Raw genomic sequence first — 25,924 nt, forward strand, 5'->3', positions numbered from 1 at the left:
GCCTTCACTTTCGAATTTCAAAGGTTTGAATGGATTCTCCCAGTAAGGGTTCCAGAATGGCTTGATCCTCAACAACCACCTGTGCCACCACCGCACCGGGCGGCCCCTGACGCAACCAGTCCATTAAAGCCATCACTTGGGAAGCCTCCCCCTGAAAACTGGCTTCCACCTCCCCGCTGGCCAAATTTCGGCACCAGCCCTGAATATTTAGGGAACGGGCCAGCTCGGCCAGGGCATAACGAAAGCCAACCCCCTGCACTTTACCGGAAATTAAAACCCGCTTGGCGGCCATAGAGTGAGTGGTTCTGGATGACGGCATAACGCCTCCCGGTTTGAATCCTGACGAACGACTGGCCTAAAGCGCCCCCAAACCAGAATCACGGCTGGAATCGGAGCTTCCTCCCTTGCCGGGAGGATGACGATCGCTGCATCATGTGACACCCTATTGTAAGGAGGGTCGTTGCCAATTGTAAAGAAATTGCCCTGACGCTTCCACTGATTGGCGAAACGGGCTGACACTTTCAAACAACGGATTACACTGCCAAATCAGTACCGCTTCCCTCACCCGGCAAATAGGAGTGTTTGTATGCGTGATTGGATCTCTGGCCTCAAGGGCTTCTGTATGTTCACCGTAATCAGCTGCCTGTGTGGGGCAGGCTTCACCGAGGCCGCACCACCCGTCAAACAGGGCAAGGCAAAACAGGCCCCCACGGCCAAATCTGGTAAGCCCTTTGTCATTCAGGAAACTTACCGGGAAGCCTTACCGGGCACTTCAGAAAAAGGGGTGGTGGGGCTGGATATGTTGATTGAGCCGAATCACTACCCGGTGATTCAAAAAGTGTTTAAAGGTACCCCCGCCCAATTGCAGGGCATACGGGTGGGCGATACCATTTTGGCCATTAACGGAGTTCGGGCGGTTCAAAAAACCCTGAGCGAAGTCGATCGGCTGATTTCCGATATTCCGGGCGATGTGGTCAATCTGGTGATTTTAAGGGATGGCAAACCCAAAAAATACAGCCTCACAGTGATGTCCCTGGGCCAGACAGACCCCACCGTGCGCCAGAGCTTTGCGGGCTTAACCCCTTAAAAGGGCGTTCAGCGGATAGCCCCGCCCGCAAAAAGCGCCCAGGGCTTATCCGCTTTTTGGAACCTCGTTGCCAGCCCTTAAACCAGCGCTGCCCGCTCCAGGTGTTGTCCACGCCCGTAGTGATACTCTCGGGACTGCGCCTCCTCAATGCGATTCAGGGCCAGTCTCTGGGCAGCGTTCCAGGGCAATAAATGGGCTTTCCGGGACAATTCAAAAACCCGGCGGGTGGTTTCATAAATGCCCAGTGTTTTTTCTCGGGCCGCCGCAAAGGGCAACTGCTCAATTTCGCAAGCCACCATGATCACCCCGCCCGCGTTAATCACAAAATCCGGGGCGTACAAAATGCCCCGTTCGTGCAAAATTTGGGCCGCCTTTTGACCAGACAGCGGATTGTTTGCTCCCCCCGCCACGATTTTGGCCTTCAGCCCGTGGGCAATGTCATTGGTAATCACACCCCCAATGGCGTTGGGCGAAAACACGTCCACTTCCTGCTCGAACAAAGCCTGCCCATCGCAGGTAAGTAGCCCTGGGTAATGTTCACGGGCATTGGCGAGCGCTTTCAGGTCAGGATCTGAAATATAGACCCGGCAACCGGCGTTCAACAAATGTTCCACCAGATGAAAGCCCACTTTTCCAGCGCCTTGCACCGCAATTTTCAAGCCGTCCAAATCGTGCCGACCCAGCTTTTCCAGCACGGCGGCCTGAATACCCTGAAATACCCCCAGGGCGGTTAAAATGGAAGAATCACCCAACCCGCCATCCGCTTTGGCCAAGCCCGTAATAAACGGGGAAACCTGGCGCATCAGCCGCAAATCATGGGTATCGGAACCCACATCGCCCGCCCCGATATAATGGCCCTTTAGCAAATTAATCCGCTCGGCAAACGCTTTTAAAAGGGCCGGTGTTTTTTGCTCAGGCCGCTCCAGAATGACCACCGACTTGCCGCCTCCCAAGTTCAAGCCCGCCACCGCCGATTTATAGGTCATGGCCCGAGACAAACGCAGCACATCGCTCAGCGCATCGGCTTCACAGGCGTAAGCTTTCATGCGGCAACCACCCAGAGCTGGCCCCAGCGTGGTGTCGTGAATGGCAATCATCCCCCTCAATCCAGACTCTGGATCCGCGCAAAAGAAAACCCCCTCGTGCCCATGATGATTCAACATCTCGAAATAAGACATGGCTAATTCCCCCCTTGAATATCAATTCAAACGCATCTTAAAATCGCAATTAGTCCGCAACCCCTCTAGCGGATAAAATAGACAGAACTTAGTGGCGATGCCACATAAAGCCGGGTTAATGAAAGAACCAGACTCAAGTTGTCCGTATTATCAGCAGCCCGAAACAACTCGTCAATCTTCGTGTAAGGATGACCGTAAGCGACGCTTTGCAGGGTACCTGATACACGATCCTCCGGGATGCCAGCCATCGCCATGGGGGCCACTCCCCCCGGAACTGAGCTGGCTGACTGCAGGGACTTCAATTCTTCCAGTTCCAGTTTCATGGCTTTCAAGCGAGAAACTTCCGCTTTCATGGCATAAAATTTTTCTTTGCAGTTTTTGGCCCAGCCTTCAAAAGCGCAACCGGGGGCCATTACCACAAAAGGGGTATCCGGGTAATCCCGGCAAAACTGAGGACGATCCTCCCAAACCCCGCAACGGTTATCGGCAGTTTGGTAGCGGCAACTGTAAAAAACCACATCTTCGGGGGAGGCAAAAGCCTCCTGCTTTTCAGCCGCCAGCAAGGTGCGCTCCACAATGCCTTTTACAATTTTTTCAGCATCGGCGTGAGAAGCGTAAGGCACCATGATGGAAAAAAATCCTCGGGCAAAATCATCGCCCTGCACCGCCCGTTTTAAAAGTTGGTGGTAGGGCGTACTGGGAGAGGCCCCTTTGCAACAGGACCCCAAATTACAACAAAGGGGAAGCGGTTCTCCCAGCTCCTTGGCGTAAACATTGCTCATGCCGGTTCAGGTGTGTTCCTTTCACCTTGACCCTGTGACCTGCTACCAGCATGACCCGGTTTGCCCTTTCTGGCATCCTGCGTATGGGCCAATTGATGCCAGCGCGAAATGTTGCGCAACCCAAAAGTCAAAGCAAAATCCACCAACTAGACCCCAAAAACAGCACGGGCATTTCAAGAGGAGGGGGCGGGAAGTCCTCAGGAGGTTAGTAAGTGATAATCGTTGACCCGGTTGCCGAACACCTGGCCAAGCAATTGAAAACGCTTTATTTCCAGGCTTCTCAAGCGTTCCATCACCGCTGCTTCCTCATCCATAGAAGTGCTGGAGGATTGAATCTGTGCCGAGCAGCTGGCCAGTTCCAGCTCTGTTTTCTGAAATTCCTCAATCAGCTCGGTGGACCAATCCTGACCCCGAACGTACCCCATCAGCGCCAAACGCTTTTCCATGGCATTCACCGCTTTTCGGGTGGGCTTGCCCGATTTGTTTTTACGGCTGCCTACAGCCGCTACCGGGTCGGTGGTTTTTTTACGCATGGCGATATGCCTCTCAGGTATAGTCAAGCAATTCATAAAATCTCTTCATTTAAAATAAAAACAAACATTAGATACAAATTGCCCACACCGGATATGCATGGCGCCAAAAGGTTGGCCTGAAATTCATTCAAACGGTTGAAATTCATGGGGCAAGGGCTTGGAAAGGATTGAGTTCCCTTCCTGCTGCGGGGTATAATTCAAACATTCAAGGGTTTTCGGTAAACATGTCGTTATTTGACTCATTTTCGGATGCGATATTCCGCTCAAGTCACGGTAGGGAACGCAGTGAGTGATAACCAGTGGGTGATTCCAGGTGGACAGCAGAAACTGTGTTTTGCGAAATATTCAGTATAATAATAAATACAAACAAAAGATGCTGTAACGCCTTTGTAAATTTTGATGAGTAGGGATTAAAGATTTGAAACCAGATTGCCGAACACCTCCAAGTGAGCCTAAACTACGAGGGGAAAGTCCGAGATGACTGACTTTAAAGGTTTTAACCCAGATAAAAACCTGGGCGCTAACTTTCAACCAAACCGACAAGCAAAGTCCCAGAAGGCTGAAACCAACTTGCCAGCCGAAGAAAGCCAGACACCAGTTGATCCCTACGCCGATTTGAAGATGGATCCATCGCGCATGATGGACTTATTAGCCGCACAGGGCAAGCCCAATCAAATTCAAGTGGCCGGGGCCGGGGCAGCGCATCATATTGAAATGGCCATGGAGTCGTTTTCCAGCCAGATCAGCCCAGAGCGCCACAGTTTAACCAGCCGCCTGCTGGAGCAGACTTACCAGCATGAATTTGGAGCAAAACCAGCTGCCGGGATTTTACAGGATATTCTGGATGACTATCTAATTGGTCAGCCGGTGATTCAAACCAGCTAACGCTGTATTCAGCCCTGGAAAAACAAAAGCCCGAAAACAAAAGCCCGGTTGATTGCAATCGGGCTTTTCTACATTTGTACACAGGGGGGCGAAACGCACGAAACACGACTGGCTAAAAACCACCAGCGCTTTGCGGGGAAAAAAGCCCAACCTTACCCCCCGCTCAGGGCTTAACCCGCTTGCCTGTTTGGTGAAATAGTGCGATTATAACTTTACGGAGGCGGGCGACTTTAGTATGATGACAGTCGTGTGATGAAATGAGAGACAGCAGTCGGCGAGAGCGTGGGTCCAGGTGAAAACAGGTTTTTGTCGCCTTTTTCCAGCTTCCGTACCCGTTAAACAGCATCATCTTACATTCCAAGTTTTATCTATATCAGAAATGGCGAGAGGTTTATCCCATTGAGTGCTACATCTGAAAAAGAGTCTGTCAGCAGCCAAAAGGCAGGCGGTCGCCCCGATAAAATCCTGATCGTCGATGATGAGGCCAGTATTCGCCGTATTCTGGAAACCCGCTTCAAAATGCTGGGCTTTGATTCCGCAACCGCTGCGGATGGCGAGGAAGCCCTGGAAATTTTCAACAAGTTTAACCCCGACATCGTGGTTTTGGACATTATGATGCCCAAAATGGATGGCTACGGCGTTACCAAGGAAATCCGCAAGCAGGCGGATACCCCCATTATAATCCTGACCGCCTTGGGCGATGTGGCCGAGCGCATTACCGGGCTGGAGCTGGGCGCTGATGATTATGTGGTCAAACCCTTCAGCCCCAAAGAGCTGGAAGCCCGGGTTAAATGCATTTTGCGCCGCACCATTAGTAAATCCGGGGCCAATCCGGCGGCCAACAAAGAAACCAACAACGTGGTGATGGTTGGCCACTTGAAAGTGGATTTAAACAAACGTCAGGTTTTCAAAAAGAACGAACGGGTTCGCCTGACCGGGATGGAATTCAGCTTGTTGGAATTGCTGGTAAATCACTCTGGCAAGCCCTTTTCGCGTGGTGAGATTTTGCAGCACGTTTGGTCTTACCCACCCGATCATCGCATTGATACCCGTGTGGTGGATGTACATATCAGCCGCCTGCGCTCCAAGCTGGAAACGGATATCAGCAATCCCGAACTGATTTTGACCGCCAGAGGCATTGGCTACATGTTTCAAAAAATCGACTAGCAATCGAACCTGTATTGCCAGCTTTCATTGAGCATGACAATTTCAAACAGCGGGGGCAACGGTTTTAAAGGCGTGATTTGAGTTACAATAAATTCAGACAGGTGCTTTTACCGCTGCCTAGCTGATAGGCAATAGGGAACTAAAGCTTTCGGGGCAAGTATGACGTTTTCAGTCTTTCAGGCAGTCACCAATCAGTCAAAAGGCAAATGGGCCTTCCTGTTAGGCTTGTCCTTTGCACTGATAACCCTGGGCGGTTGCCGCAGCGATCAGGTGTCGGTGGACCCCAAAGATCCCAACGGGCCACAGTTCACCTACCGCAAAGATGAATTGGCCTTGCTGCAAATGAGCGCCGATGACATTCAGGAACTGGAGCGAAACAAGCGCTACGGAACCATTTATGATGACTACGCCAGTGAGAGCTTTAAAAAAGGGGTGGGGCGTCGTCAGTTTATGATTATGTCCAATTGCGTGGAAAGCTTTTTAGGGGATCTGCAAGAGTATGATCGAAATGACATTGGCTTTCGACGAGAATTTTTAAAGACGAACACCCAGGGCAAACCCAAGGCGGACAACCCATACATGGATGTACTGAACCGAAAGGTTCAGCGGGCCTTGGGCAGTATTGAAGAACAACTGGTATTTGTACCCAATGGCCTGAGTTTTCAGCTAAACGGCCTGTACTGGATTGCCAAGGATAAATCTTTTTTGCAGTGCATGGCCCAAAGCGGAGAACTGGACCGGGCAACCGCGCCTGCTGGAGAAGAACCGCTTGCGGAAAAGAGCGAAACACCATCAGCCAGCGAGGCCACTCAGCCCAAAACCACCACCGCTGCGGGAACCGAAACGGAAACCACCCGCCAGCCGTCTCAAACGGGCGGCGAGCAACCGCTGATAAACACAGAATCCCCAACCAGTGCCGCCCCCGTACCCACGGACGGAGCCAGCAGCCTGGAAGCCAAACCCGTTCAAAAAATGAAACCCGCTGAAATTGACAAAGCCCCCCTCAAAGCACGACCCGCCGGGGCTGGAGCGGTGGTGGATCAACGCCCCGTTTCCGCAAAAGCCAAAGAAGCGCAACGAGCAAAAGAAGAAAATGAAAAGCGCCGGATTGAATTAGAAGCCCCCGGTGAGAACCAGGTCACCGTCCCCTTGCCCACCGCCCCCGGTTCAGACGATTAATAAACACGCCCAGGCTCACATCAATTCACCACTCCAGCGCCAATAATGTCAGAGTCCCTGATTAAGGGGCTTTATAATGGCATTCTATTAAACGGCCAAGGCACAAGCGCTATAGACCACCGGGCGATGCGATACTCAGGTGAATGAGGCTAGAATGGGATACGATTGACAGAGGGGAAACAAGATGGAAATTAACAATTTATTGTTGTCCAAATTAAAACTGGCCCAACGGGTTTTAAACGAATTAATTCAGGATTACACCAAACTCAATGACACTCAGCGTATGGAAAAATCCAATACCATTATGGATGAGGTCAATAGTTATTTGCAAATCAAAGGCAATTTGTTATTTCCCTTTATGCGAAAAAAAGGCCTGCACGAGGATTTAATTGCGCGCTCCTCGCAGGTGGATACCGAAATCAAGGAAATTACAGAACTCTCCATTATGATGCACGTGGATGAACCCAGTGGAGAGTACTATCACAACATGGTAACCTTGCTGGGATTGCTGGAGAAGGTGGAGCGGGTCGATTCCGAAAGTATTTTTTCCTGGGTGCAACAGTACCTGGATGAAGAGGATCAACATTACATTGCCACTCACCTTAAAAACCAGATGACGCATGAATCCCTGCCCTCATCGGGCATGACCGTTTACTAAGAACGGTTGGAAATTGAAAGTTTAACAATCCGGCTTTGCGTTGCAATCCGCAATAGGCCATAGCAACTTTTCAAGGGCTTGGACTTTATTAAGCTGAGAATACTTTTCGCTATTTTTTGCTGTTTAGTGATTCAGCTTTTACCACCCCCCAAGAGAGCTTGCCATGATTTTTCCCCACGCTAACCAGTCGACACTGAATAGATTTCATAAACTTCCCATTGAATTACGAGAGCATATCTTGTTGAGTGGTTCATTGCATAAAGCGATCACCAGCGATGTTTATGAGCAATTAGCAGAACTTCCACCCGTAGGCCCCCTGAGCCCCCAGGAAAAACAAATCCATACGCTCGCCAACTCGCTTACGGGGGAAAACTTTTCAAACCTTCTGTTCAAAAGCTACCGAGACTGGCATGCCCCTTTGTTTGAGGCATTGATGAAAAGAATTCACACCGTTGAAAACAATCGAATCCAAAATATTGCAGGGGCAGAAAAGGCGATATTAACGCCCCAAGGTCAAACAGACACTTTATCCAAACTATTGGAAATGGATATGTTAAGCGATCGTCTAGGGGTTTTACACAACCGAACCGGGGCTTATTCCAAATTGATGGCCATCGCCCAAAACGCTCAAATTCCGCTGAATGAAAACGTATTTCAAAAAGCCGCCGATTGCGGGAAGCCCCATAAGCTACGGAACATGCTTGAAACCTTAGCCCATTCATTGAATGATCAGCAAAAAAATCAACTTCAGGATCTGGCCCTTGCTCAAGAAAACCGGGTGAATCAAGTCAGTCAATTGCCTGTTGCGGAACGACAAGAACACTTACAGCGCCTGGTAAACAGTGAGCTTGAATCCCCTGAAACAGAAGCCGCAAAAAAGCGGGAGCTGCTGGCGCTGGCACAAACCCCTGATATTAACCTTAATATTGACGAACCTGAGGGGGTTACCCTGCTACAAAAAGCCTGCGCAGACGATGGGCATATCGATTTGGCAACCGCATTGAGCTACATACCAGAGGTTGATATCAATTTAGAAGGATGGTTCGGACTGAATGGCCCCCCACTTCATATAGCAGCAGCAAATGGAAAAATGGAAATTTTAGATGCCTTGCTTCGCACACCCGGTATTGAAATCAACCAGGCTTCCCCTACGCTTGGTACCGCACTCAATATGGCAGCTATGTGCGGACGTAGGGACATTATCAGGCGGTTGCTGAAAGAAAAAGAACTGAACGTCAATTCGCTCAGCTCTCATGGCAGAACTCCGCTTCATGACGTCGTAACATTAGGAATCACCGAAGTCAGCGCGGTCGATTGCGTCAAAGAACTGATTCAAGCACCTCAAACTAACCTGAATCAGGGTGATATGTATGGCAATACACCACTGCACGACGCTATCACAGAAGAAGCAGCCGATTGTGTGAAAGTACTGACTGAAGCCCCCCGAATTAACCTGAACCAGACCAATAATTCAGGCGATACACCACTGCATGTTGCCGTTGAAACAGGCAATATGGACATCATTAAGCATCTGCTAAATCGAGCGGAAAGCATCAATTTCGCCCAGGCCAATCATTCAGGCGATACACCCGTTTTAACCGCCATCGACTTAAGAAATACGCCCGCTGCCCTTGCCATCATTCAAGCCGCTGTTACTCATAACAAACCTATTAGCACGGATATCAGGACCCTGCTTCGAGCTGCCCGCAATCAGAACCTCCCCCAGGTATTAGACGCCTTGAATGATCTACCCCGTGCTGGTGGTTAGCCATTCAACATAAATAACAGGACTTTATTAAAGGTTTTCTTGTTCCAATTGAGCCGCCAGCCTGTCCTTGGCGGTTAAAGGGTCATTAAAATGATCTGCGTTGTTATATTGAATCTAGCGCGTTTCGGTTTAATTTGAAAGGCCTGGGTAACCACATTTTCCCATTGCTAAAAATACACCATCAGGATTTGGCCAAGGGATACACTGCGCAAATTTTATTGACAGACTTTTGTAACTTTTGAAATAAAACGCCTGTTTCAAGGCTGTATTTTTTGGGCCAAATTTTGAATTTTGTTAAAAATTAAATTGTTTGTAACCAACTGAAACAGAAGCAAGCTTTATATCAGGGCAAAAACAATCACAAACCACGTTCCTGTAAAACAGGCTATCAGCGGCTCAAAGAAACTATCAATCCGCAACACGGCTAAATAAGGTTCTATTCCATAGACGTTTGGCTAATTGAAAGAAACCTTCAAAAAAACTTCAATGGGTTATGCAATCCTGCAACAATTTTTATGTTTTTCGGGGGGAGAGTTAAACAATGGCCCAGCCAGTTACACCGGTGAAACGGACGCAAGGCGCAGCCATTACTGTGGCAAGCAAAAACGGCCTGCCATACCCCATCACTCATACACCCTTTTTGTTTGCGTTCAACCTGAATGATTGGCCAGACTCACAGGCCCATCAGGCCTGCCATACGGGCAGAAATCAGGATTGAATTCATTCACCACAGTTTTCTTTTGGGGATCTTATCGAGCCGGTTTCCGGCTCTTTTTTTTGGAATATCTGGAATACGGATTGAAGTAATCAACCGACCAAAACAATTTGATTTTAAATGAATGAGGGGTATGGGTGTGGATACAAATCGCTCTAAAAATCCAACTCAGCATTACACGATCAGCTAATGACCTCAGCTTTGAACTGTTCTATAATCGGCCCTGAGCTTGAATGACTGGCCCCAAATTTGCGGCAATACCGCTTTTATCCGCCCAGTCTGTCCATAAGCGCCCTATTTTCAATTCAAGAGGAGCCGCCATTATGGCCCATTCCAGCCTTAGCCAACAAAAACAGAATGCCACGCTCACCTCAAACGCATCGCACCCGTTTGGCCCGCACATTCTTCCCAACGGAGAAGGGGTCCAGTTTCGGCTTTGGGCACCTTCTGCCCAAACCGTTGATTTGATGTTACTGAATGCAAGCGGCAAACACACCATTATCCCCATGCAAGCAGAACCCAACGGATGGTACACCGTAGAAGCCGCCGAAGCAGGTCATGGAAGCCGTTATCAATTCAGAATCAACGACACCCTCAATGTGCCGGATCCGGCCTCTCGGTATCAACCCGAGGATGTTCATGGACCCAGTGAAGTGGTGGATTTAAAACAACTTTCTCAAAAAGACATCCACTGGAAAGGGCGCCCGTGGGAAGAAGTGGTTTTATACGAATTGCACGTAGGAACCTTCACCCCCGAGGGTACTTATCAGGGAGTTAAAAACAAACTGAATTACCTGCTGGAACTGGGGGTAACCGCCATTGAACTGATGCCAGTGGCAGACTTTCCGGGACAAAGAAACTGGGGCTATGATGGCGTTTTACCCTTTGCCCCCGACAGCGCTTACGGAACCCCACAGGATTTGAAAGATTTAATTGAAGCCGCGCATGACAAAGGCTTAATGGTTTTTCTGGACGTGGTTTACAACCATTTTGGCCCAGATGGAAACTACCTGCACGTTTACGCCCAACCCTTTTTCACTGGGCGTTACCAAACCCCGTGGGGCGCCGCCTTGAACTTTGAAGGCCCCACGGAAGTTCGCCAGCTTTTTGTGCAAAACGCTTTTTACTGGCTCAATGAATACCGCTTTGACGGGCTGCGCTTTGACGCCGTACACGCCGTTTACGACAATTCAAAAATCCATTTTTTGCAGGATCTGGTCAACGTCATTCGCCAGCAAATTGAGCCGGATCGGCACGTGCATCTGGTGTTGGAAAATGACGATAACGCTTCCCCGTTTTTAAGCGGAAAAAAGGAAGAAGGTTATAACGCCCAATGGAACGATGATTTTCATCATGCCGCCCATGTGATCGCCACCGGCGAAGAAGGCGGGTATTATCAGGATTACGCCTTACCCACCAGCGGCCATTCACCGATCACCCATTTGGCCCGCTGTCTGGCCCAGGGGTTTGCCTATCAGGGAGAACCCTCCTCTTATCGGGGAAACAAACGCCGGGGCGAAAAAAGCGCCCATTTGCCGCCCAGCGCTTTTGTTAATTTTTTGCAAAATCACGATCAAATCGGCAATCGGGCCTTTGGCGATCGCCTGAACCAGAGCGCCGACCCACAGGCTTTAAAAGCCTTGCTGTCTTGCTTACTGTTGTCTCCCAGCATTCCCATGCTTTATATGGGACAGGAATGGGAAACCGAAAAACCGTTTCAATTCTTTTGCGATTTTGAAGAAGATTTGGCAGGCAAAGTGCGGGAAGGACGCCGTGAGGAGTTTGCTCAATTCCCCGAATTTGCCCTGCCCGAAAACCGGGAACGCATCCCGGATCCGTCCGCCATTAGTACCTTTGAGCACTCCAAACTGGACTGGCGGGAACTGGATCAGCCCAAACACGCCAACTGGCTGAAATTCTACCAGCGCTTGCTCGCCATTCGCAAAACCACAATCGTGCCGCTCATTCCGGCCATGGTTCACGGAGATGCCAACGCCCATGGATATGAAGTTTTTGAAACATCCGGCATGCAGGTGAGATGGCGTCTTTGCGATGGTCGTTACTTACAGTTAACCGCCAATCTTGGCCAACAGGCATTGACAGCGCCGCCGGAGATTCTCGATAATCTAAACTCCGAACGGTTTGAGCTGATTGATAGCAGCGCACCATTCCCCCTTAAAAATTTAGAAACCGACAATCAGCTTTTAGCCTGGCTTGTCGTTTGGCAAATAGGATAGACACAGATGGAAACCATGATTCAAGAAAGTAACATTCGCAATCTGGCACAGGCCTATGGCATCCAGATGGAGTGGCGAGATATCTGGGGAAACGTTCACCCGGTTACTGATGAAATGTGTCAGGCCTTGCTCATGGCCATGGAAGTGTCTACGGACAGTCAGGCAGCCATCGATCAAGCCTTTGAGCAATTGCAGTATGCAACCGTAGCCCGTTGGCTGGATCATGTAAAAGTGGTAAGCGAGAGCCACGCCACCATTGTGATTGTGATCAATGTGCCGGTCAGCAAAACCGATCAGCCTTTCCACTGGACCTTGAAACAAGAAAACGGGGAAATCCTGGAAGGCGAATTCTTCCCAAACCAGTTGCATCACCTTGGGGATACCGAGCTGGCCGTTCACCACGAAAAAATTGCCCGCTACGAATTTCATTTAACCGGCAACCTGCCCATGGGCTACCATCACTTTTGCCTGCGGGAAAAGCAATCGCCCGACGTGGTTGAAATGCTGCTGGTGATTACCCCCGATCAGTGCTATTTACCACCTGTACTCAAAGATGAACCCGATCAATCTTTGAAAAAAGTGTGGGGGCCAGCGGTTCAGCTGTATGCCGTCAACTCTCGCCGCAATTGGGGGGTGGGTGATTTTGGGGATTTAACCCGCATTGTGGACTGGTGTAAGGATCAAGGCGCTTCCATGGTGGGCTTGAACCCCTTGCATGCCCTGTATCCGCACAACCCTTCGCATTGCAGCCCTTATTCCCCGTCTAGCCGCCTGTTTTTCAATGTTACCCTGCTGAATGTTGAAGGCATTGCTGATTTCGATGAATCCAGCGAAGCCAAGCAGATGGTATTGAACCCTGAATTTCAAGCCACCCTGGAACGGCTACGCAATGAGCCCATGGTGCCTTACGCGGAAGTGGGACATCATAAACTGGAAGCCTTAAAGCTGCTGTATCAAAACTTCCGGGAAAACCACTGGGCCAAAAAAACGCAACGGGCCAAGGCGTTTGAATCCTACACCCAATCGCAAGGCAAATTGTTAGAAAAATTTGCTCTGTTTCACGCCTTACAGGAACGTTTCCATCAGGAAGACGCCTCCATCTGGGGCTGGCCGGTGTGGCCAGAAGCCTATCGCAATCCAGACAGCCCGGTGGTTCAGGAATATCTGGAAAGCAACCGGGAGCAAGTGGCGTTCTATCAGTACTTGCAATGGCAAATTGATGAGCAATTGCATGAAGCCGGAAAACGCTGCCTGGAAAACAACCTGGGCGTGGGGCTGTATATGGATATGGCAGTTGGGGTTGACCGGGGTGGCGCCGATGTTTGGGCCAACCAGCACCTGTTTGCTCAAACCAGCGCGGTTGGAGCGCCCCCGGATGAGTACAACCAAAAAGGACAGGACTGGGGCCTGCCCCCCATGATTCCCGAAAAAATGCGGGAAGAGGCCTATGAATCGTTCATTGGCATGTTGCGCCAGAATATGAAGCACTCCGGGGCGCTCAGAATTGATCATGTGATGGGTCTGATGCGCCTGTTCCTGATTCCGCCCGGACTGCCACCCTCTCAGGGCGCTTACATTCACTACCCGGTGGATGAGTTGTTCGGCATTTTAGCGCTGGAAAGTCAGCGCAACCGCTGCATGGTGATCGGGGAAGACATGGGCACCGTACCCGATATCGTGCGGGATCGCATGAACCATTGGGGCATTTTTTCTTACAAAGTATTTTATTTTGAAAAAGAAAACGAAAGCTACAAAGCGCCAGAAGCGTATCAACCCACTGCCGCAGTGGCGGTTAGCACCCACGACTTGCCGACCCTCAGCGGATTCTGGCAAGGTCAGGACATTGCGGTTAGAACCGATTTGGACTTATACCCCAATGCCGAACTGCGGGAACGCCAGATTAAAGACCGGGTGATGGAGCGTATGGCCATTTTGGGCTTGCTGGAGCAACGGGGCTTACTGCCCGAAAGCGTAAACGCCGGTCCGCTTTCCACACCCACCATGACCCCTGAACTGTCTACCGCCATCCACCGACTGGTATCTCAAACCAGCGCCAAGGTGTTTATGGTGCAGTTTGAGGACATGTTGCAACAGGTAGACCAGATTAACCTGCCCGGAACCACCGACCCGACCTACCCATGCTGGAAGCGTAAAATTACCATTCCGCTGGAAGAGTACGGGACAGATAGCCGCATACTGGCCGTTTGTCAGGCGGTGGCCGCAGAGCGCCCTCATGTCAACCCGTCCGAGCAGGACCAGCCTGAATTGAAAAAAAAAAGCAGCTAAACTCAGCCTTAAGCATTCCCAACGCCACTTATCGCTTTCAGTTTAACCGCCAGTTTAAATTCCGGGATGCCTTGCCCCTGATCCCCTATCTCAAGCAACTGGGCATTAGCCACTGCTATGCTTCTCCGTTGCTGCAAGCCAGAGAAAACAGCCCGCATGGCTATGACATCAGCGATCATAAACAGCTAAATGTGGAAATTGGCAGCCGAGAGGATTTTATAGCGCTGGCCTCTGCCCTGAAGGCAGAAGGCATGGGCCTGATTCTGGATATTGTGCCCAACCATATGGGCGCAGGTAAGGATAACCCGTGGTGGATGGATTTGCTGGAAAACGGGACCTCGTCTCTGTATTCCGATTATTTTGACATTGACTGGCACCCGCTGGCCGATGATCTCAAAAACCGCATTTTGCTGCCCATTTTGGGAGATTCTTACGGCAATATCCTCAAAAACGGTGAAATCAAGCTGCGCTTTGATGAGCCGACCGCCCACTTCTGGCTGGATTATTACGAAAACGCCATCCCGGTCAACCCCATTTCCTATCCGCTGATTCTGGGATATCGGCTGGAGGTGCTGGAAGCCCGCCTGGGCAAAACCCATATGGCCTTTCTGGAATACCAGAGCATTATGAGCGCCTTTGAACGGCTCCCGGTAGAAACGGAAGGCAACTGGGCCAAAAAAGAAGAGCGCATTCGGGAGCGTACCATTGCCCTGAGCCGACTGACCACGTTGGGCGAGCAAACGCCCGACATTTTCAGCTTTATTCAGGAAAACGTGCGCGATTTTATTCCCCTGCCCGAAGATCCCACCAACCAGAGCCGCTTGCACCGATTGCTGGAAATGCAGGTGTATCGCCTCTCCAACTGGCGGGTGGCCAGTGATGAGATTAACTACCGCCGCTTTTTCGACATTAACGACCTGGTGGCCTTGCGGGTAGAAGATCAGCGGGTGTTTGCCGATACCCATGAGCTGATTATGGAGCTGTTTCAGGAAGGCTGGATTACGGGGCTACGCATCGATCACCCCGATGGGCTTTACAATCCGGCGGCCTATTTCCGGCAACTCCAAGAGGAGGCCGCCAAGCGACGCGCTTTGCCGGTTCGGGAAGACTGGCAGCTGGGGGATGAAAGCTTGCCCCTGTACGTTTTGATTGAGAAAATTCTGGCCCCCTTTGAACAACTACCCAAAGACTGGACGGTGCAAGGCACCACCGGCTACGAGTTTGCCAACGCCGTCAACGGGGTACTCGTCAATCAGGATAACGAGAAAGAATTTACCCGCATTTACGACAAACTGATGGGCGAACGGGTGAATTTTGAGGAGCTGGTTCACGAGTGCAAAAAGCTGATTATGCGCACCACTCTCAACAGTGAACTGGGGGTACTCACCCAGCAGCTCTACCGCCTTTGCAAGCAAAACTGGAGTTGTCGTGACTTTACGCTGCACAACCTGCGTAGCGCCCTGATGGAAATTGCGGCCTGCTTTCCAGTCTATCGCACCTATGTCACCCCGGAGGAGATTAGCAAGAAAGACAGAGAATATATTGACTGGGCCATTAATTTGGCCAAACGCAGAAGCACCGCCGTGGACAGCAGTATTTATGATTTTGTGCGATCGGTTCTGTTGCTGGAAGCCCAGGCTGAAACCATTCGGGATACCATTGTCCCGGCCTTTGAGGCGCAACCCGCCGACAAACTGCCCACCGAGCTGGATGAGCAAAAACAGTTCAAGGCGGCGGTCTTCCACTTTGCCATGAAATTTCAGCAGTACAGCGGCCCGGTCATGGCAAAAGGTCTGGAAGACACCTCTTTTTACCGTTACAACCGTTTAATTTCCCTGAATGAAGTGGGCGGGGAGCCCAAGATGTTTGGCATTTCAACCGCCACCTTCCATCACCGCAATCAGCAGCGCCTGAAGCGGACCCCCCACACCATGCTATCCACCTCCACCCACGATACCAAGCGTTCCGAAGACGTGCGGGCCAGAATCACCGTGCTATCAGAAGTGCCGGATGAGTGGCAAAAACACTTAACCTATTGGCGTCGGATACACCGGCACCTGAGGCGTGATATCGGGGGCGCGGAACCAGCGCCTTCGACCAATGACGAATACCTGTTCTATCAAACCTTACTGGGGGTTTGGCCCTTTGAAAACCCCAATGAGAAAGAGCGGGAAGTGCTGGCCCAGCGGATGGAAGCCTACATGCTCAAGGCGGCCCGAGAAGCCAAAAGCCATACCAGCTGGATTAATTCCAACACGGATTACGAAGAGGCTCTGTGCCAATACATTCGGGGCATTTTGCTAAAGCCGTCCCAGCTGTTTATGAAGGATTTTCTGCCTTTCCAGCGCATGATTTCCCGCTTTGGCATTTTTAACGCCCTGTCCCAAACCCTTCTCAAACTAACTTGCCCAGGGGTACCGGATATTTATCAAGGCACCGAGCTGTGGGATCTCAGTATGGTGGACCCGGACAACCGGCGACCGGTGAGTTACCAGGATCGGCAACAGCAATTTGAAAGCTTGAGTCCCTTGCTGGCTTCCAGCGCCCCTCGCACCCTTCAAAAATTGCTGGGAGAGTTAACCCGAGACATGACCAATGGACGCATCAAGCAATATTTAATGGCCACGGTGCTGAACTACCGCAACCAATACCCGGAACTCTTCAAGGCAGGGGCCTACTTGCCGCTGGAGGTCAACGGGGCCTGTAGCGAACATGTGATTGCCTTTGCCAGAGTTCATGAGGATCAGGCGGTGATTGTGGTTACCCCTCGGCTTAACTACACGCTGGGCTTGCGAAAAACCGGGCTGCCCTGCGGCAAGAGGCTATGGAAGGATACCACCATTGTTTTGCCAGAAAGCCTGCAGGGTCAATTATTTGAAAACCGGCTGACCCGAGAGTTTATTTTGCAAGCCGAGAGTCATCCGGCTGAAATTGAAGTTTCGGAAATTCTGAAAGATCTGCCCGTGGGTTTATTAACGCTGATGCCCGGAAACCCAAGCCAGCGTTAAAAAGCCACTCATCAAAGTCGGCCTGTTTTTTCTCAGGGTTCCATAAGGTTCTGTTGATTCCGCAGCAGGACCTTATGAGCTGGCTTTCTTCCCGGCTAGGGGCTTTCCGTTCAACTTTTGAAACTCCTCCAGTGACAACCCAGCGCTTTGGGCCTGCTTTTTTTGAGCCATCAGCACCTGGGCTTGTCCCATTAAAGCCTGGGCTTGTGAGGCCACCGCGCAATCCTGCCCGGAAGGATCGCCGGGAGCAAGCGCCGCCCGACGCACCGTGCTGTAGTTGTTGTAAGAATTTTCCGGGTTTTGGGGGTCCAGCCCTGGAATGGCGATGGGGACGTGCCCGGAAACCGCCACCCCGTTGCCGTCAAACTGAATATGCACCCCACCCCCCAAACTGCCCGCCGCCGATTGATGGGCCTGCTCGTGAGACAGAATATCGGCGTACTGGCGGGATTTAAAACGCTCAAACTCGGCAGCAGGGTTACCGCCTTGGACCATAATATTTTTATGATTGAAATCGAGGCCATGCGAGCCGCCGCAGCAGCCAACAGCGGCATAATCGGGAACGGCGGCGGCGCTTGCTGGCGCATCCGGCGGGCTGGATGGCGTTGCGTTGCGATTGGCCTTTCCCAAAAAAGGCTGCGTAGAAAAAAGGCCGCCGGAGAATGAAATTCCCAAAATAACCACCCCTTCCCGTTCATTTCACACAGATACAGTCGTTAGACTTAGAACATCATAAACGCTTAAACAGTTGAAGTTATTATAAAACCTAAAGCCACTACGATTCAAACAAATTTTTAAAACACCTTTTTTTAAAACACCTTATGGATTTGTTACACCACACTCCCCTAAGAAACCCCTTTGAAGAGGCCGCTACCGGCATTGCTTTTGTTGCCCAAAATGGCTATTTTCAGCAGGACCATCCCTAAAAACTAATGGGAACGGGTGGGTTTCATGGCCTCAGCGGCCCATTCAGTCAGAACCATCACCTCATCCGGCTCAGCGCCCAGTAAACGGATCAAACGCTTTTGAACGAGTTCCTGGACCTGAACACTGAGGGTTTCCGGTTCCATATACTCCATTTGTTCGGTCAATTCGTGGCGAGACAGGTAGCCTCGCTGGCTAATCAGCCGTAACATACCAAGGTGACTGGGCTGCAAGGTTAACAAAACCTGAGCCACCGACTCTGATGGCACCATCAGCGGGGAAGCAGTAACAGCGGCAGGCCCCAATGTAGAACGGCCTGTAGCTTTCTGAGCAGCACCAGCAGCCACAACAGGCCTGGAAGCCGGTTGAACACCAACCAGCTTTGTTTCCGGTGATTTGGGCGGCAAAACAGGGCCACTGGCCAGAACGGCTTTTTCTGGCTTTGGGGTTGATTTGGCAATGCTTACGGGCGATTCAGGCACCAACAACGTGGTTTGCGAAGGGCTTTTGGGTGATTCTGAAGCCAATGGAAGCACGGGTGCTTTCGCATCAATACCGCTTGCCGTTTGCAAGGTCCCGGAGGGGGCAGACACCGGCTCACTCAGTGGTTCGCTCACGGGTTCACTCACGGATTCACCGTCCAAATACTGGGGGTAACTGGCTTGAATGGCCTCGTGAATGTAGGTCAAACGCTCTGTTCCACCGGGATGACTGGCGAAAAAGTTGGCAACCGGCCCAGAATCCCCAGCCAGCTTGCCCATTAACGTTTCCATGGCCAAAGGGCTATAACCGGCCTTCACCATGTAATCCAGCCCCACCAGATCCGCTTCCCGCTCATAGGGGCGAGACAGGGGATCAGTAAACCCAATGCCCACCTGATTCATTTTGCGGATGCCTGCCACGCCCAATAGAACGAAAGGGCCAGCCAAACCGCCAGTGGCCAGGGTGGCGGCGGTGCCTCCCACGGTGTACGCTGACCAAAGCGCCGTTTTTGCCGCCCATTTGCGAGGAACCACTTTCCCGGTGTGTCGCTTGGTGATGTGCGCGATTTCATGCGACAAAACCGCCGCCAACTCATCGTCGCTATCCATCACATCCAGCAAATCCTTGTAGATTACAATTTGATTGGGGCCCCCAAAGCGGCTGGACGTGGCATTCCGAACATCACGGGTAACGCTGTGAAACTGAATTCGCTCGGTAATGCCGTTGGCGGCCAAAATACGATGCCCCACTTTAAGTACTTTTTTCTCAAAAGAAGGGCGGTTCCACAAGGGATCTTCCTCCCCTTCCGCCCAGCCGGACAGGGAAAGGCCTACCGTGGCCTGAAACCCAATGAAAAACAACAAGGCCCAACAGCGAGAACGGCTCAAACCAAACATTTTAAAAAAGTCCTTACAAGTTTAAATGGTTAATTTAAAACTTACTTTAACCAAATAGCCGCGCTTGGTAAACCACTCTATGTTCGGTTTTACAAAATAAGCAGCGCAACAAACCCTCAGCGCTACCCCAAACGCCCTTAATCCACACGGTCCCCTGAGTAAGGTGCCAGCGACTCCGCCGCTATTTCATCGCCATTGGCCAAGCGCTTACCATCCCGAATAATAATTTTACCGGGAAGGCCCACCACCGTGCAGTCCGCCGGAATATCCTTGACCACCACGGAACCTGATCCAATTTGAGAACGTGGGCCAATGGTAATGTTACCTAACACTTTGGCCCCCGCCCCAATCACCACCCCATTTTCAATGGTCGGGTGGCGCTTGCCTTTTTTCTTGCCGGTTCCGCCCAGCGTTACATGCTGGTACACGGTCACATCATCCCCAATCACGGTGGTTTCACCAATCACCACCCCCAAGCCGTGATCGATAAAAAACCGGCGGCCAATTTGAGCGGCCGGATGAATTTCAATCCCCGTTAAAAACCGAACCCAATGCGCGCCAAAACGGGCCAGGGTGGTACAGCCCAACCGCCAAATCTGGTGATTGAGGCGATGCAACCAAACCGCATGCAAACCCGGATAACAAAGCAGCACCTCAATCCAGGTGCGGGCTGCCGGATCTCGCGCCAGTACGGTTTCAATGTCTTCCCGAATGGACATAAATCCCTTCCCGCCAAAGCGGTAAACCGGTTCAAACAAAAGCCCGAAACAAGCTTCAGGCGCTAGTGGTATCTTAAGCCAAGAACTAACAATTGACAAAAGGATTCGATTTTTGTCTACTATAACAAAGTCAATTCTGAGGAAGTTTTTGCCTTGTCTCTGATTAGTCAAAGCAATCATAATAATAACCGACGGAACCGCCGAACCTTTGGGTCCGGTGAGACTTCTGACTGAATTGGCCACAGCTTAAACGCTTAACCATCCAACCAGAATGAATCCCCGTGACCCTCGCCCAGAGACTGTACCGGGGATTCATTTTTGAGGGCCAACCAGTCATTCTTGCAATCTCCTTTCAATCTCTTTCCAATCATCTTTGCAAAGCACGCACAAAATCGGGTTGATTGGACTTAAATAAACATCAAGTCAACAGGAAGCCGTTAAACCCATGAGCCTAAAGCCGTCACCACAACCGAAACAGGAGCCTCAGGCACTCGCCCTGGGTTCTTATCGGAATGACGTGGCTTATACCGGTGCCCTGAAATCCATTCAGGCTTTGCCTTTGGGCAGCTACCGGCAAGACGTGGCCTATACCGCCGCCTTAAAGTCCAGCCAACAGCATGCCCTGGGGAACTACCGGCAAGATGTGGCCTATGCCGCCGCTCTGAAATCCGGCCAGTTCTCCGGCGCTACCCCTCAAGGGGGCATCAGCTTCGGGGTTTTAACCATTGAATTTTCTATAACGGGTGCTAAGCATGACTTGGCACCCGTTAGCTTTGGAATGGAAAACGAGCCAGTCAACACCGTGAGGGCCGCCACATGGTAGGCTTTAACGGCAATTTGCTGTTTAACAAGCAATTCAATGGCTTCCTGACCAAAATGGATGACAGCACCTCCATGGTGTCTCTCGCCTTGCGGGATGGGGTGGAGAGCAGCGGCAGAACCGTGATGGAATACAAACGGGACAAACACGGTGGCCGGGAGCGCTTGATTGAAGAAGGCGCCACCATGCTGATCTGGGCCTTTGGCATCAACTGGATGAAAAACCTGTATGACTGGGGCGCCAAAGACATACTGAAAAAAATTGATTTGCCGGATTTAAACACGGCCCTGTTAAAAGCCCCGCAGGACCCCGGTAAACAAACCGGCATCAAAGCGTTTTGGGAATTGTTAAACCCGCCTTCCGCCCAAACCCTGGTGCAGGGCAGCGGCGAGGCATTAAGCGACAACACCCAAAAATTCACCAAACAATTCACCAACGTAGAAGCCTACCAAAAGTTGAGCAACATTGCGGCCAGCCAAGGCAAAAAATACGCCAAATCCAATATGGGCAAATTTCTGTTTGCCACCGGCATTCCAGTGGCCGCCATCGCCTTTGGCATTCCTTCCTTTAACCAGTGGTTCACCCGTAAAAAACTGGAGCAGGAACCAAAAGGCCACACCGCACACAACCACCCCGCCCCCTTGCCCACTGCGGGTGGACCGAAACCCAAAACCGGATCGCCCTTTGCCGGGCGCACCCCGATGCCGGTGAGCGGGTTTAGCGCATTTCCAACGCAGGCTCCCAGCCCTTACGCCTTTTCCGCTGGCCCCAGCAATCCCTTTGCCCCCCGGCCTTTGGGCGCTCCGCTGAAAATGGGAACGGGCGCCAACGTACAGTTTAGCGGAAACCCCTTGGCCGATGGCGCTGCCGCCTTGCTGCAAAATGAGCGCATGAACACCTTGCTGGTGGATGGCGTGATTAGCGGGGGCCGGATTGCCAAAGCCCGTAACGGACAGGAAAAAGTGGAAATCATGTTCCGGGAAGGCAGCATTATCGCCTTTTTGTATTTTGGGCAAAGAATGATGCAAAATTTTATGACCCAAAAACTCAAGGGCGGTAGCGAGCTGAACTTTGACACCACCCGGTTTTTAAACAGCACCTATGTCAAAACCGGCGATCAGGCCAAATTTTTCGAGCATTTTAAAACAGATCGCGAAAACCTGGAATCCTTACTGAAAACCGACTTAAACCAGTTGACCCAAGCCCAATCTGAAAAAGAGGGTTTAAAATTCTGGCAAAACCTGTTCACTCAGAATGGACGGAAAAAAATAGGGGTGGCAAACAAAAGCGCTTACCAGATTGAGAAAAAACTGGTAGAGCAAATTCAGGAATACTTTTTGCACAATCCGGGCAACCCCAAAAACCCAAACCTGATTTTTGAAACCGCCAAGGAATGCGGCTGGATTCCTACCTTTGATGGCAAGGAAACCGCCCCCAAAACCATGGGAGAAACGGTTTCCCATGCCCTCAAAAATACGGGCTCCTCTTTTAAAAATAAGTTTCAGTTTTTAACCAGTTCCGGTGAAGAGGCGGTAAAAACCGGCGCGGATCGTTATCTCAGTCCCAGTGCGGCGGGCAAGGCGCTGAACATCACCAAAAAAATAGATACCGAAGCCATTTTGAGTTTCGCCAAACATATGAACGATGTGATTGAGCATGACGCCAAAAGCAAAGCCCCCCAGGCCCTGGAAAAACTGATGAAGCAGGCCGTAAACAGAAGAGGCTTGGCCTGGTTGCTTTCCAACGGTATTTGTACCGTATTCCTCTCCTATATTATCCCAAAGGGCCAGCACTACCTGACCTACAAAATGACCGGCAAAGATTACTTCCCCGGTATCCAGAAATAACCCGATTAGATCTCACCCAAAATAGATTTACTCCTAAAACAGACTGATTCCTAATTAAGAATCAGTCTGTTTTAAATTTTTGAATGAATTTGAATTAAACCGGCACGGCTTCCATGGCCATGGCTTCCTGACGGTATTCATCAAACAGGGCCGATGACAGGTAACGCTCTCCGAAACTGGGCAAAATCACCACAATCAGCTTGCCCGCATTTTCAGGGCGCTTGGCGATTTCCAAAGCGGCAAACACAGCAGCCCCGGATGAAAAACCCACCAACAGCCCTTCTTCCTGGGCCATGCGGCGGGCCATTTGCATGGATTGCTCGCCACTCACCTGAAAAATTTCATCCAGCAAACCAGTCTTTAAAATAGAGGGTACAAAACCGGCCCCAATGCCCTGTATTTTGTGCGGTCCAGGCTCCCCGCCAGAAAGCACGTGGCTTTCCACCGGCTCTACGGCCACCAGCTTGAACCCTGGCTTTTTGGGCTTAATATAGTCGCCACAACCGGTGATGGTGCCGCCGGTTCCCACGCCCGCTACCAAAATATCAATCTGGCCATCGGTGTCTTCCCACAGCTCGGGGCCGGTGCTTTCAAAATGCACCTTGGGGTTATCCGGGTTGTCAAACTGCTGCAAAATAACCGAGTTGGGGGTTTTGGCCATCAGTTCATTGGCTTTGGCAATGGCCCCTTTCATGCCCGAAGCGCCGGGGGTCAGCACCACTTCAGCGCCAAACGCCCTGAGCAAAACACGCCGTTCCATACTCATGGTATCCGGCATGGTTAAAATCAGTTTATAGCCTTTTACGGCGGCCACAAAAGCCAGGGCGATGCCGGTATTGCCACTGGTGGGTTCAATCAGCACCGTTTTTCCGGGGGTAATATCCCCCCGACGCTCAGCGCCTTCAATCATGCTTTTGCCAATGCGATCTTTAACGCTGCTGCAAGGCTCCATGCTTTCCAGCTTGCAAACCACCCTGGCCACGCAACCTTCGGTCACCCGGTTCAATTGAACCAGTGGTGTTTTCCCAATCAGCTCGGTTACATCGCTGGCAATTTTCATGCGGTTCTCCTCTGTCCCAACGTTCAAACATTAGCATAGTTATAAAATTAGCGACGCCTGCGGTCAATGCCCGGTTTTGAATCGCCCGGCGACTAACCCTGTCCAGTGGGCACATCAACCCCAATCGGCTATAAAATGCGAAACCTCCGGTCAGGCAAGCGTATTAACCCTCGCATGACGCGCTAAATGAAAGGATCCCGAACAAACAGAAGCGTTTGGGGGCATTGACAGCCATCCTGCCCAAAGTTCAGCCCCGGTAAAGCCGCAAATCATGGAGAATTTGGGCCAAAAACAGAACGATTGCTTTTCACACCCTTTTCACCCTTCAAAAACAATCGGGTTAAACGGTCCTGTTTCAGGTAAAATGCGTATCCGCCGGAATCTCTGAACGCTTTGCCTAGCGTGGATTTTTTATCTGGATTAAGATGTGTAACTAATTAGGCAAGATCCCCCCGTTCCCCACTTTTGTTCAAACAGTGTTATATGATATGTTTCAGAGCTATCCCTACCCATAGGCACCTTCAATGAGCATGACGCACACCGAGATCTTTCCTCGCCCCGAAATTGCCATCGCCACCCAGTCGCCCCCGGTTGATTCCCCCTCGCAGGAAAAAGGGACCCTGTTCTGCGAAAACATCGCCCCGCTGCCCTTAAATGCTTTTCAGGCCGCCGATCGCCACTTGATGGAAATGATGGAAGCCCTCCGCACCGAATCGGTCGATAGCTTTAACGCCAGCAAGCGTCAGCTGGTTTCTCTGCTTAAAAAATACGGGGAACCCATTACCCAGTGGAACCCGCTGTTACTGGAATTCACCGACTCCCAGTGCCTGCAAGGCAAGCAATTTCCCAATATCAACCTAGAAATGGTCAGCCTGCGCTCTACCGAAGGGCCTATTTCACTGGCGGGAAGCTGCCTGCAAGGGGCTTCCATGTTGTGCGCCAATCTGGATCAGGCCATTTTGACTGGAACAGAACTCAGTGGCGTGGATATGCGCTTTGTCAGCCTGATGGACGGCAATTTGAAAGAAGCGGTACTGATTGAAACCAATTTGGGTTACGCCAACCTGTGCGGCGCCGATTTGGAACGGGCCAACCTGTATCGGGCCCGCATGAAAGGGGCCACCCTCAAGCAGGCCAATTTTCAGGAAGCCAACTTACGCAAAGCCGATTTGCGAAACACCGATTGTTATCAAGCCGATTTTCGCACCGCCCGTTTGCAGTACGCCGACTTGCGGGAAGCCAACTTGTTTATGGCCGATTTGGCCGGCGCCCGCCTGCGCTATAGCGACCTGAGAAGCGCCAATCTGGGTTTTTCAAGACTATCGGAAGCCCGTTTACAGCATGCTCGCCTTTGTGATGCCAACATGAGCAGCGCCGATTTGACCCGCGCCGATTTACGCAACTGCCGCCTGAATGGGGTGGATTTAAGCCGTGCCTTGGTGAAAGACGCCAACCTCGCGGCTACCCAATTGGCTGAAAGCGACTTGGCCGATTGTCAGGCACTGGAAAGCGCCAACCTGCAAAACGCTATTTTTGATGATCAAACCCACTTCCCCCAGGATTTTCAACCCCAAAAACACGGCCTGAACTACTTGCAACTGGTTTTGTTCCGCAAGGTCAGTCGATTCATCAACGCCCTGCTCGGCTAATCAAACGGAACGCTCAGTCAGTGAAATGCGAAATGAAGGCGCT

Annotated in this window: 21 protein-coding genes; 13 read left to right on the forward strand and 8 right to left on the reverse strand. The window is 51.1% G+C overall.

What is annotated here, in order from left to right; translation table 11 throughout:
- Positions 1–4: 4 nt before the first annotated feature.
- Positions 5–319: an acylphosphatase gene (locus ACEW81_RS12220; protein ID WP_373533269.1), complete on the reverse strand. Its 315-nt coding sequence runs from the start codon at positions 317–319 to the stop codon at positions 5–7.
- A 267-nt stretch (positions 320–586) separates the two neighbouring features.
- Here ACEW81_RS12220 and ACEW81_RS12225 point away from each other — a divergent pair, with 267 nt between their 5' ends.
- Positions 587–1,087 (forward strand): PDZ domain-containing protein, encoded by a 501-nt coding sequence (locus tag ACEW81_RS12225; RefSeq protein ID WP_373533270.1) that lies wholly within the window; start codon positions 587–589, stop codon positions 1,085–1,087.
- A 77-nt stretch (positions 1,088–1,164) separates the two neighbouring features.
- Here the strand turns inward: ACEW81_RS12225 and ACEW81_RS12230 are convergent, their stop codons facing one another.
- The 3 genes from ACEW81_RS12230 to ACEW81_RS12240 all read right to left on the reverse strand — a co-directional run bounded on the left by ACEW81_RS12230 (position 1,165) and on the right by ACEW81_RS12240 (position 3,580).
- Positions 1,165–2,265, reverse strand: a complete 1,101-nt coding sequence (locus ACEW81_RS12230) for a Glu/Leu/Phe/Val family dehydrogenase (protein ID WP_373533271.1) — start codon at positions 2,263–2,265, stop codon at positions 1,165–1,167.
- Positions 2,266–2,330: 65 nt separating this feature from the next.
- Entirely contained in the window at positions 2,331–3,047 is a 717-nt protein-coding gene (locus ACEW81_RS12235; protein ID WP_373533272.1) for a YkgJ family cysteine cluster protein, read from the reverse strand.
- Positions 3,048–3,244: 197 nt separating this feature from the next.
- Positions 3,245–3,580: a hypothetical protein gene (locus ACEW81_RS12240; RefSeq protein ID WP_373533273.1), complete on the reverse strand. Its 336-nt coding sequence runs from the start codon at positions 3,578–3,580 to the stop codon at positions 3,245–3,247.
- Between the two features lie 477 nt (positions 3,581–4,057).
- On the opposite strand from ACEW81_RS12240, the gene ACEW81_RS12245 reads away from it, so the two are divergent.
- The 9 genes from ACEW81_RS12245 (at position 4,058) to treY (ending at position 17,483) form a co-directional block, all read left to right on the forward strand.
- A complete protein-coding gene (locus tag ACEW81_RS12245; RefSeq protein WP_373533274.1) occupies positions 4,058–4,465 on the forward strand; it encodes a hypothetical protein in 408 nt (135 codons plus the stop codon).
- Between the two features lie 399 nt (positions 4,466–4,864).
- Complete coding sequence (rpaB, locus tag ACEW81_RS12250) at positions 4,865–5,632, forward strand: response regulator transcription factor RpaB (RefSeq protein ID WP_373533275.1); 768 nt, start codon at positions 4,865–4,867, stop codon at positions 5,630–5,632.
- A 159-nt stretch (positions 5,633–5,791) separates the two neighbouring features.
- Positions 5,792–6,811, forward strand: coding sequence for a hypothetical protein (locus tag ACEW81_RS12255; RefSeq protein ID WP_373533276.1), 1,020 nt, complete (start codon positions 5,792–5,794; stop codon positions 6,809–6,811).
- A 184-nt stretch (positions 6,812–6,995) separates the two neighbouring features.
- Positions 6,996–7,469 carry a hypothetical protein gene (locus ACEW81_RS12260; protein WP_373533277.1) on the forward strand — a complete coding sequence of 158 codons (474 nt, stop codon included), beginning with the start codon at positions 6,996–6,998 and terminating at the stop codon, positions 7,467–7,469.
- A gap of 163 nt (positions 7,470–7,632) precedes the next feature.
- A complete protein-coding gene (locus tag ACEW81_RS12265) occupies positions 7,633–9,237 on the forward strand; it encodes an ankyrin repeat domain-containing protein (RefSeq protein ID WP_373533278.1) in 1,605 nt (534 codons plus the stop codon).
- A gap of 541 nt (positions 9,238–9,778) precedes the next feature.
- Complete coding sequence (locus ACEW81_RS12270) at positions 9,779–9,955, forward strand: hypothetical protein (RefSeq protein WP_373533279.1); 177 nt, start codon at positions 9,779–9,781, stop codon at positions 9,953–9,955.
- 320 nt (positions 9,956–10,275) lie between these two features.
- A complete protein-coding gene (gene treZ, locus ACEW81_RS12275) occupies positions 10,276–12,189 on the forward strand; it encodes a malto-oligosyltrehalose trehalohydrolase (RefSeq protein WP_373533280.1) in 1,914 nt (637 codons plus the stop codon).
- Between the two features lie 6 nt (positions 12,190–12,195).
- Positions 12,196–14,475: a 4-alpha-glucanotransferase gene (malQ, locus tag ACEW81_RS12280; protein ID WP_373533281.1), complete on the forward strand. Its 2,280-nt coding sequence runs from the start codon at positions 12,196–12,198 to the stop codon at positions 14,473–14,475.
- Positions 14,476–14,489: 14 nt separating this feature from the next.
- Positions 14,490–17,483, forward strand: coding sequence for a malto-oligosyltrehalose synthase (gene treY, locus ACEW81_RS12285; protein ID WP_373533369.1), 2,994 nt, complete (start codon positions 14,490–14,492; stop codon positions 17,481–17,483).
- A 72-nt stretch (positions 17,484–17,555) separates the two neighbouring features.
- On the opposite strand, the gene ACEW81_RS12290 is transcribed toward treY, so the two are convergent.
- The 3 genes from ACEW81_RS12290 to cysE all read right to left on the reverse strand — a co-directional run bounded on the left by ACEW81_RS12290 (position 17,556) and on the right by cysE (position 20,685).
- A complete protein-coding gene (locus ACEW81_RS12290) occupies positions 17,556–18,158 on the reverse strand; it encodes a putative metalloprotease CJM1_0395 family protein (RefSeq protein ID WP_373533282.1) in 603 nt (200 codons plus the stop codon).
- 254 nt (positions 18,159–18,412) lie between these two features.
- The gene (locus ACEW81_RS12295) at positions 18,413–19,786 is read right to left on the reverse strand and encodes a M48 family metalloprotease (protein ID WP_373533283.1); all 1,374 of its coding nucleotides are present in this window, start codon (positions 19,784–19,786) and stop codon (positions 18,413–18,415) included.
- A 137-nt stretch (positions 19,787–19,923) separates the two neighbouring features.
- Complete coding sequence (gene cysE, locus ACEW81_RS12300) at positions 19,924–20,685, reverse strand: serine O-acetyltransferase (RefSeq protein WP_373533284.1); 762 nt, start codon at positions 20,683–20,685, stop codon at positions 19,924–19,926.
- Positions 20,686–20,950: 265 nt separating this feature from the next.
- Here cysE and ACEW81_RS12305 point away from each other — a divergent pair, with 265 nt between their 5' ends.
- Positions 20,951–21,328: a hypothetical protein gene (locus tag ACEW81_RS12305; protein ID WP_373533285.1), complete on the forward strand. Its 378-nt coding sequence runs from the start codon at positions 20,951–20,953 to the stop codon at positions 21,326–21,328.
- Positions 21,322–23,172 (forward strand): hypothetical protein, encoded by a 1,851-nt coding sequence (locus tag ACEW81_RS12310; RefSeq protein ID WP_373533286.1) that lies wholly within the window; start codon positions 21,322–21,324, stop codon positions 23,170–23,172. Before ACEW81_RS12305 ends, ACEW81_RS12310 begins: the two co-directional genes overlap by 7 nt.
- A 94-nt stretch (positions 23,173–23,266) precedes the next feature.
- Here the strand turns inward: ACEW81_RS12310 and cysK are convergent, their stop codons facing one another.
- The gene (cysK, locus tag ACEW81_RS12315; RefSeq protein WP_373533287.1) at positions 23,267–24,232 is read right to left on the reverse strand and encodes a cysteine synthase A; all 966 of its coding nucleotides are present in this window, start codon (positions 24,230–24,232) and stop codon (positions 23,267–23,269) included.
- 524 nt (positions 24,233–24,756) lie between these two features.
- Between cysK and ACEW81_RS12320 the strand changes: the two genes are divergently transcribed.
- On the forward strand, positions 24,757–25,881 hold the full coding sequence (locus tag ACEW81_RS12320) for a pentapeptide repeat-containing protein (RefSeq protein WP_373533288.1): 1,125 nt from the start codon (positions 24,757–24,759) through the stop codon (positions 25,879–25,881).
- Positions 25,882–25,924 lie beyond the last annotated feature (43 nt).

It is taken from the genome of Vampirovibrio sp., from assembly GCF_041737375.1.
GTDB lineage: Bacteria > Cyanobacteriota > Vampirovibrionia > Vampirovibrionales > Vampirovibrionaceae > Vampirovibrio.

Coding starts and splice junctions, on each gene's coding strand:
- ACEW81_RS12220 (WP_373533269.1), bottom strand. CDS start 319: ATGCCGTCATCCAGAACCACTCACTCTATGGCCGCCAAGCGGGTTTTA.
- ACEW81_RS12225 (WP_373533270.1), top strand. CDS start 587: ATGCGTGATTGGATCTCTGGCCTCAAGGGCTTCTGTATGTTCACCGTA.
- ACEW81_RS12230 (WP_373533271.1), bottom strand. CDS start 2,265: ATGTCTTATTTCGAGATGTTGAATCATCATGGGCACGAGGGGGTTTTC.
- ACEW81_RS12235 (WP_373533272.1), bottom strand. CDS start 3,047: ATGAGCAATGTTTACGCCAAGGAGCTGGGAGAACCGCTTCCCCTTTGT.
- ACEW81_RS12240 (WP_373533273.1), bottom strand. CDS start 3,580: ATGCGTAAAAAAACCACCGACCCGGTAGCGGCTGTAGGCAGCCGTAAA.
- ACEW81_RS12245 (WP_373533274.1), top strand. CDS start 4,058: ATGACTGACTTTAAAGGTTTTAACCCAGATAAAAACCTGGGCGCTAAC.
- ACEW81_RS12255 (WP_373533276.1), top strand. CDS start 5,792: ATGACGTTTTCAGTCTTTCAGGCAGTCACCAATCAGTCAAAAGGCAAA.
- ACEW81_RS12260 (WP_373533277.1), top strand. CDS start 6,996: ATGGAAATTAACAATTTATTGTTGTCCAAATTAAAACTGGCCCAACGG.
- ACEW81_RS12265 (WP_373533278.1), top strand. CDS start 7,633: ATGATTTTTCCCCACGCTAACCAGTCGACACTGAATAGATTTCATAAA.
- ACEW81_RS12270 (WP_373533279.1), top strand. CDS start 9,779: ATGGCCCAGCCAGTTACACCGGTGAAACGGACGCAAGGCGCAGCCATT.
- treZ (WP_373533280.1), top strand. CDS start 10,276: ATGGCCCATTCCAGCCTTAGCCAACAAAAACAGAATGCCACGCTCACC.
- malQ (WP_373533281.1), top strand. CDS start 12,196: ATGGAAACCATGATTCAAGAAAGTAACATTCGCAATCTGGCACAGGCC.
- ACEW81_RS12295 (WP_373533283.1), bottom strand. CDS start 19,786: ATGTTTGGTTTGAGCCGTTCTCGCTGTTGGGCCTTGTTGTTTTTCATT.
- cysE (WP_373533284.1), bottom strand. CDS start 20,685: ATGATTGCTTTGACTAATCAGAGACAAGGCAAAAACTTCCTCAGAATT.
- ACEW81_RS12305 (WP_373533285.1), top strand. CDS start 20,951: ATGAGCCTAAAGCCGTCACCACAACCGAAACAGGAGCCTCAGGCACTC.
- ACEW81_RS12310 (WP_373533286.1), top strand. CDS start 21,322: ATGGTAGGCTTTAACGGCAATTTGCTGTTTAACAAGCAATTCAATGGC.
- cysK (WP_373533287.1), bottom strand. CDS start 24,232: ATGAAAATTGCCAGCGATGTAACCGAGCTGATTGGGAAAACACCACTG.
- ACEW81_RS12320 (WP_373533288.1), top strand. CDS start 24,757: ATGAGCATGACGCACACCGAGATCTTTCCTCGCCCCGAAATTGCCATC.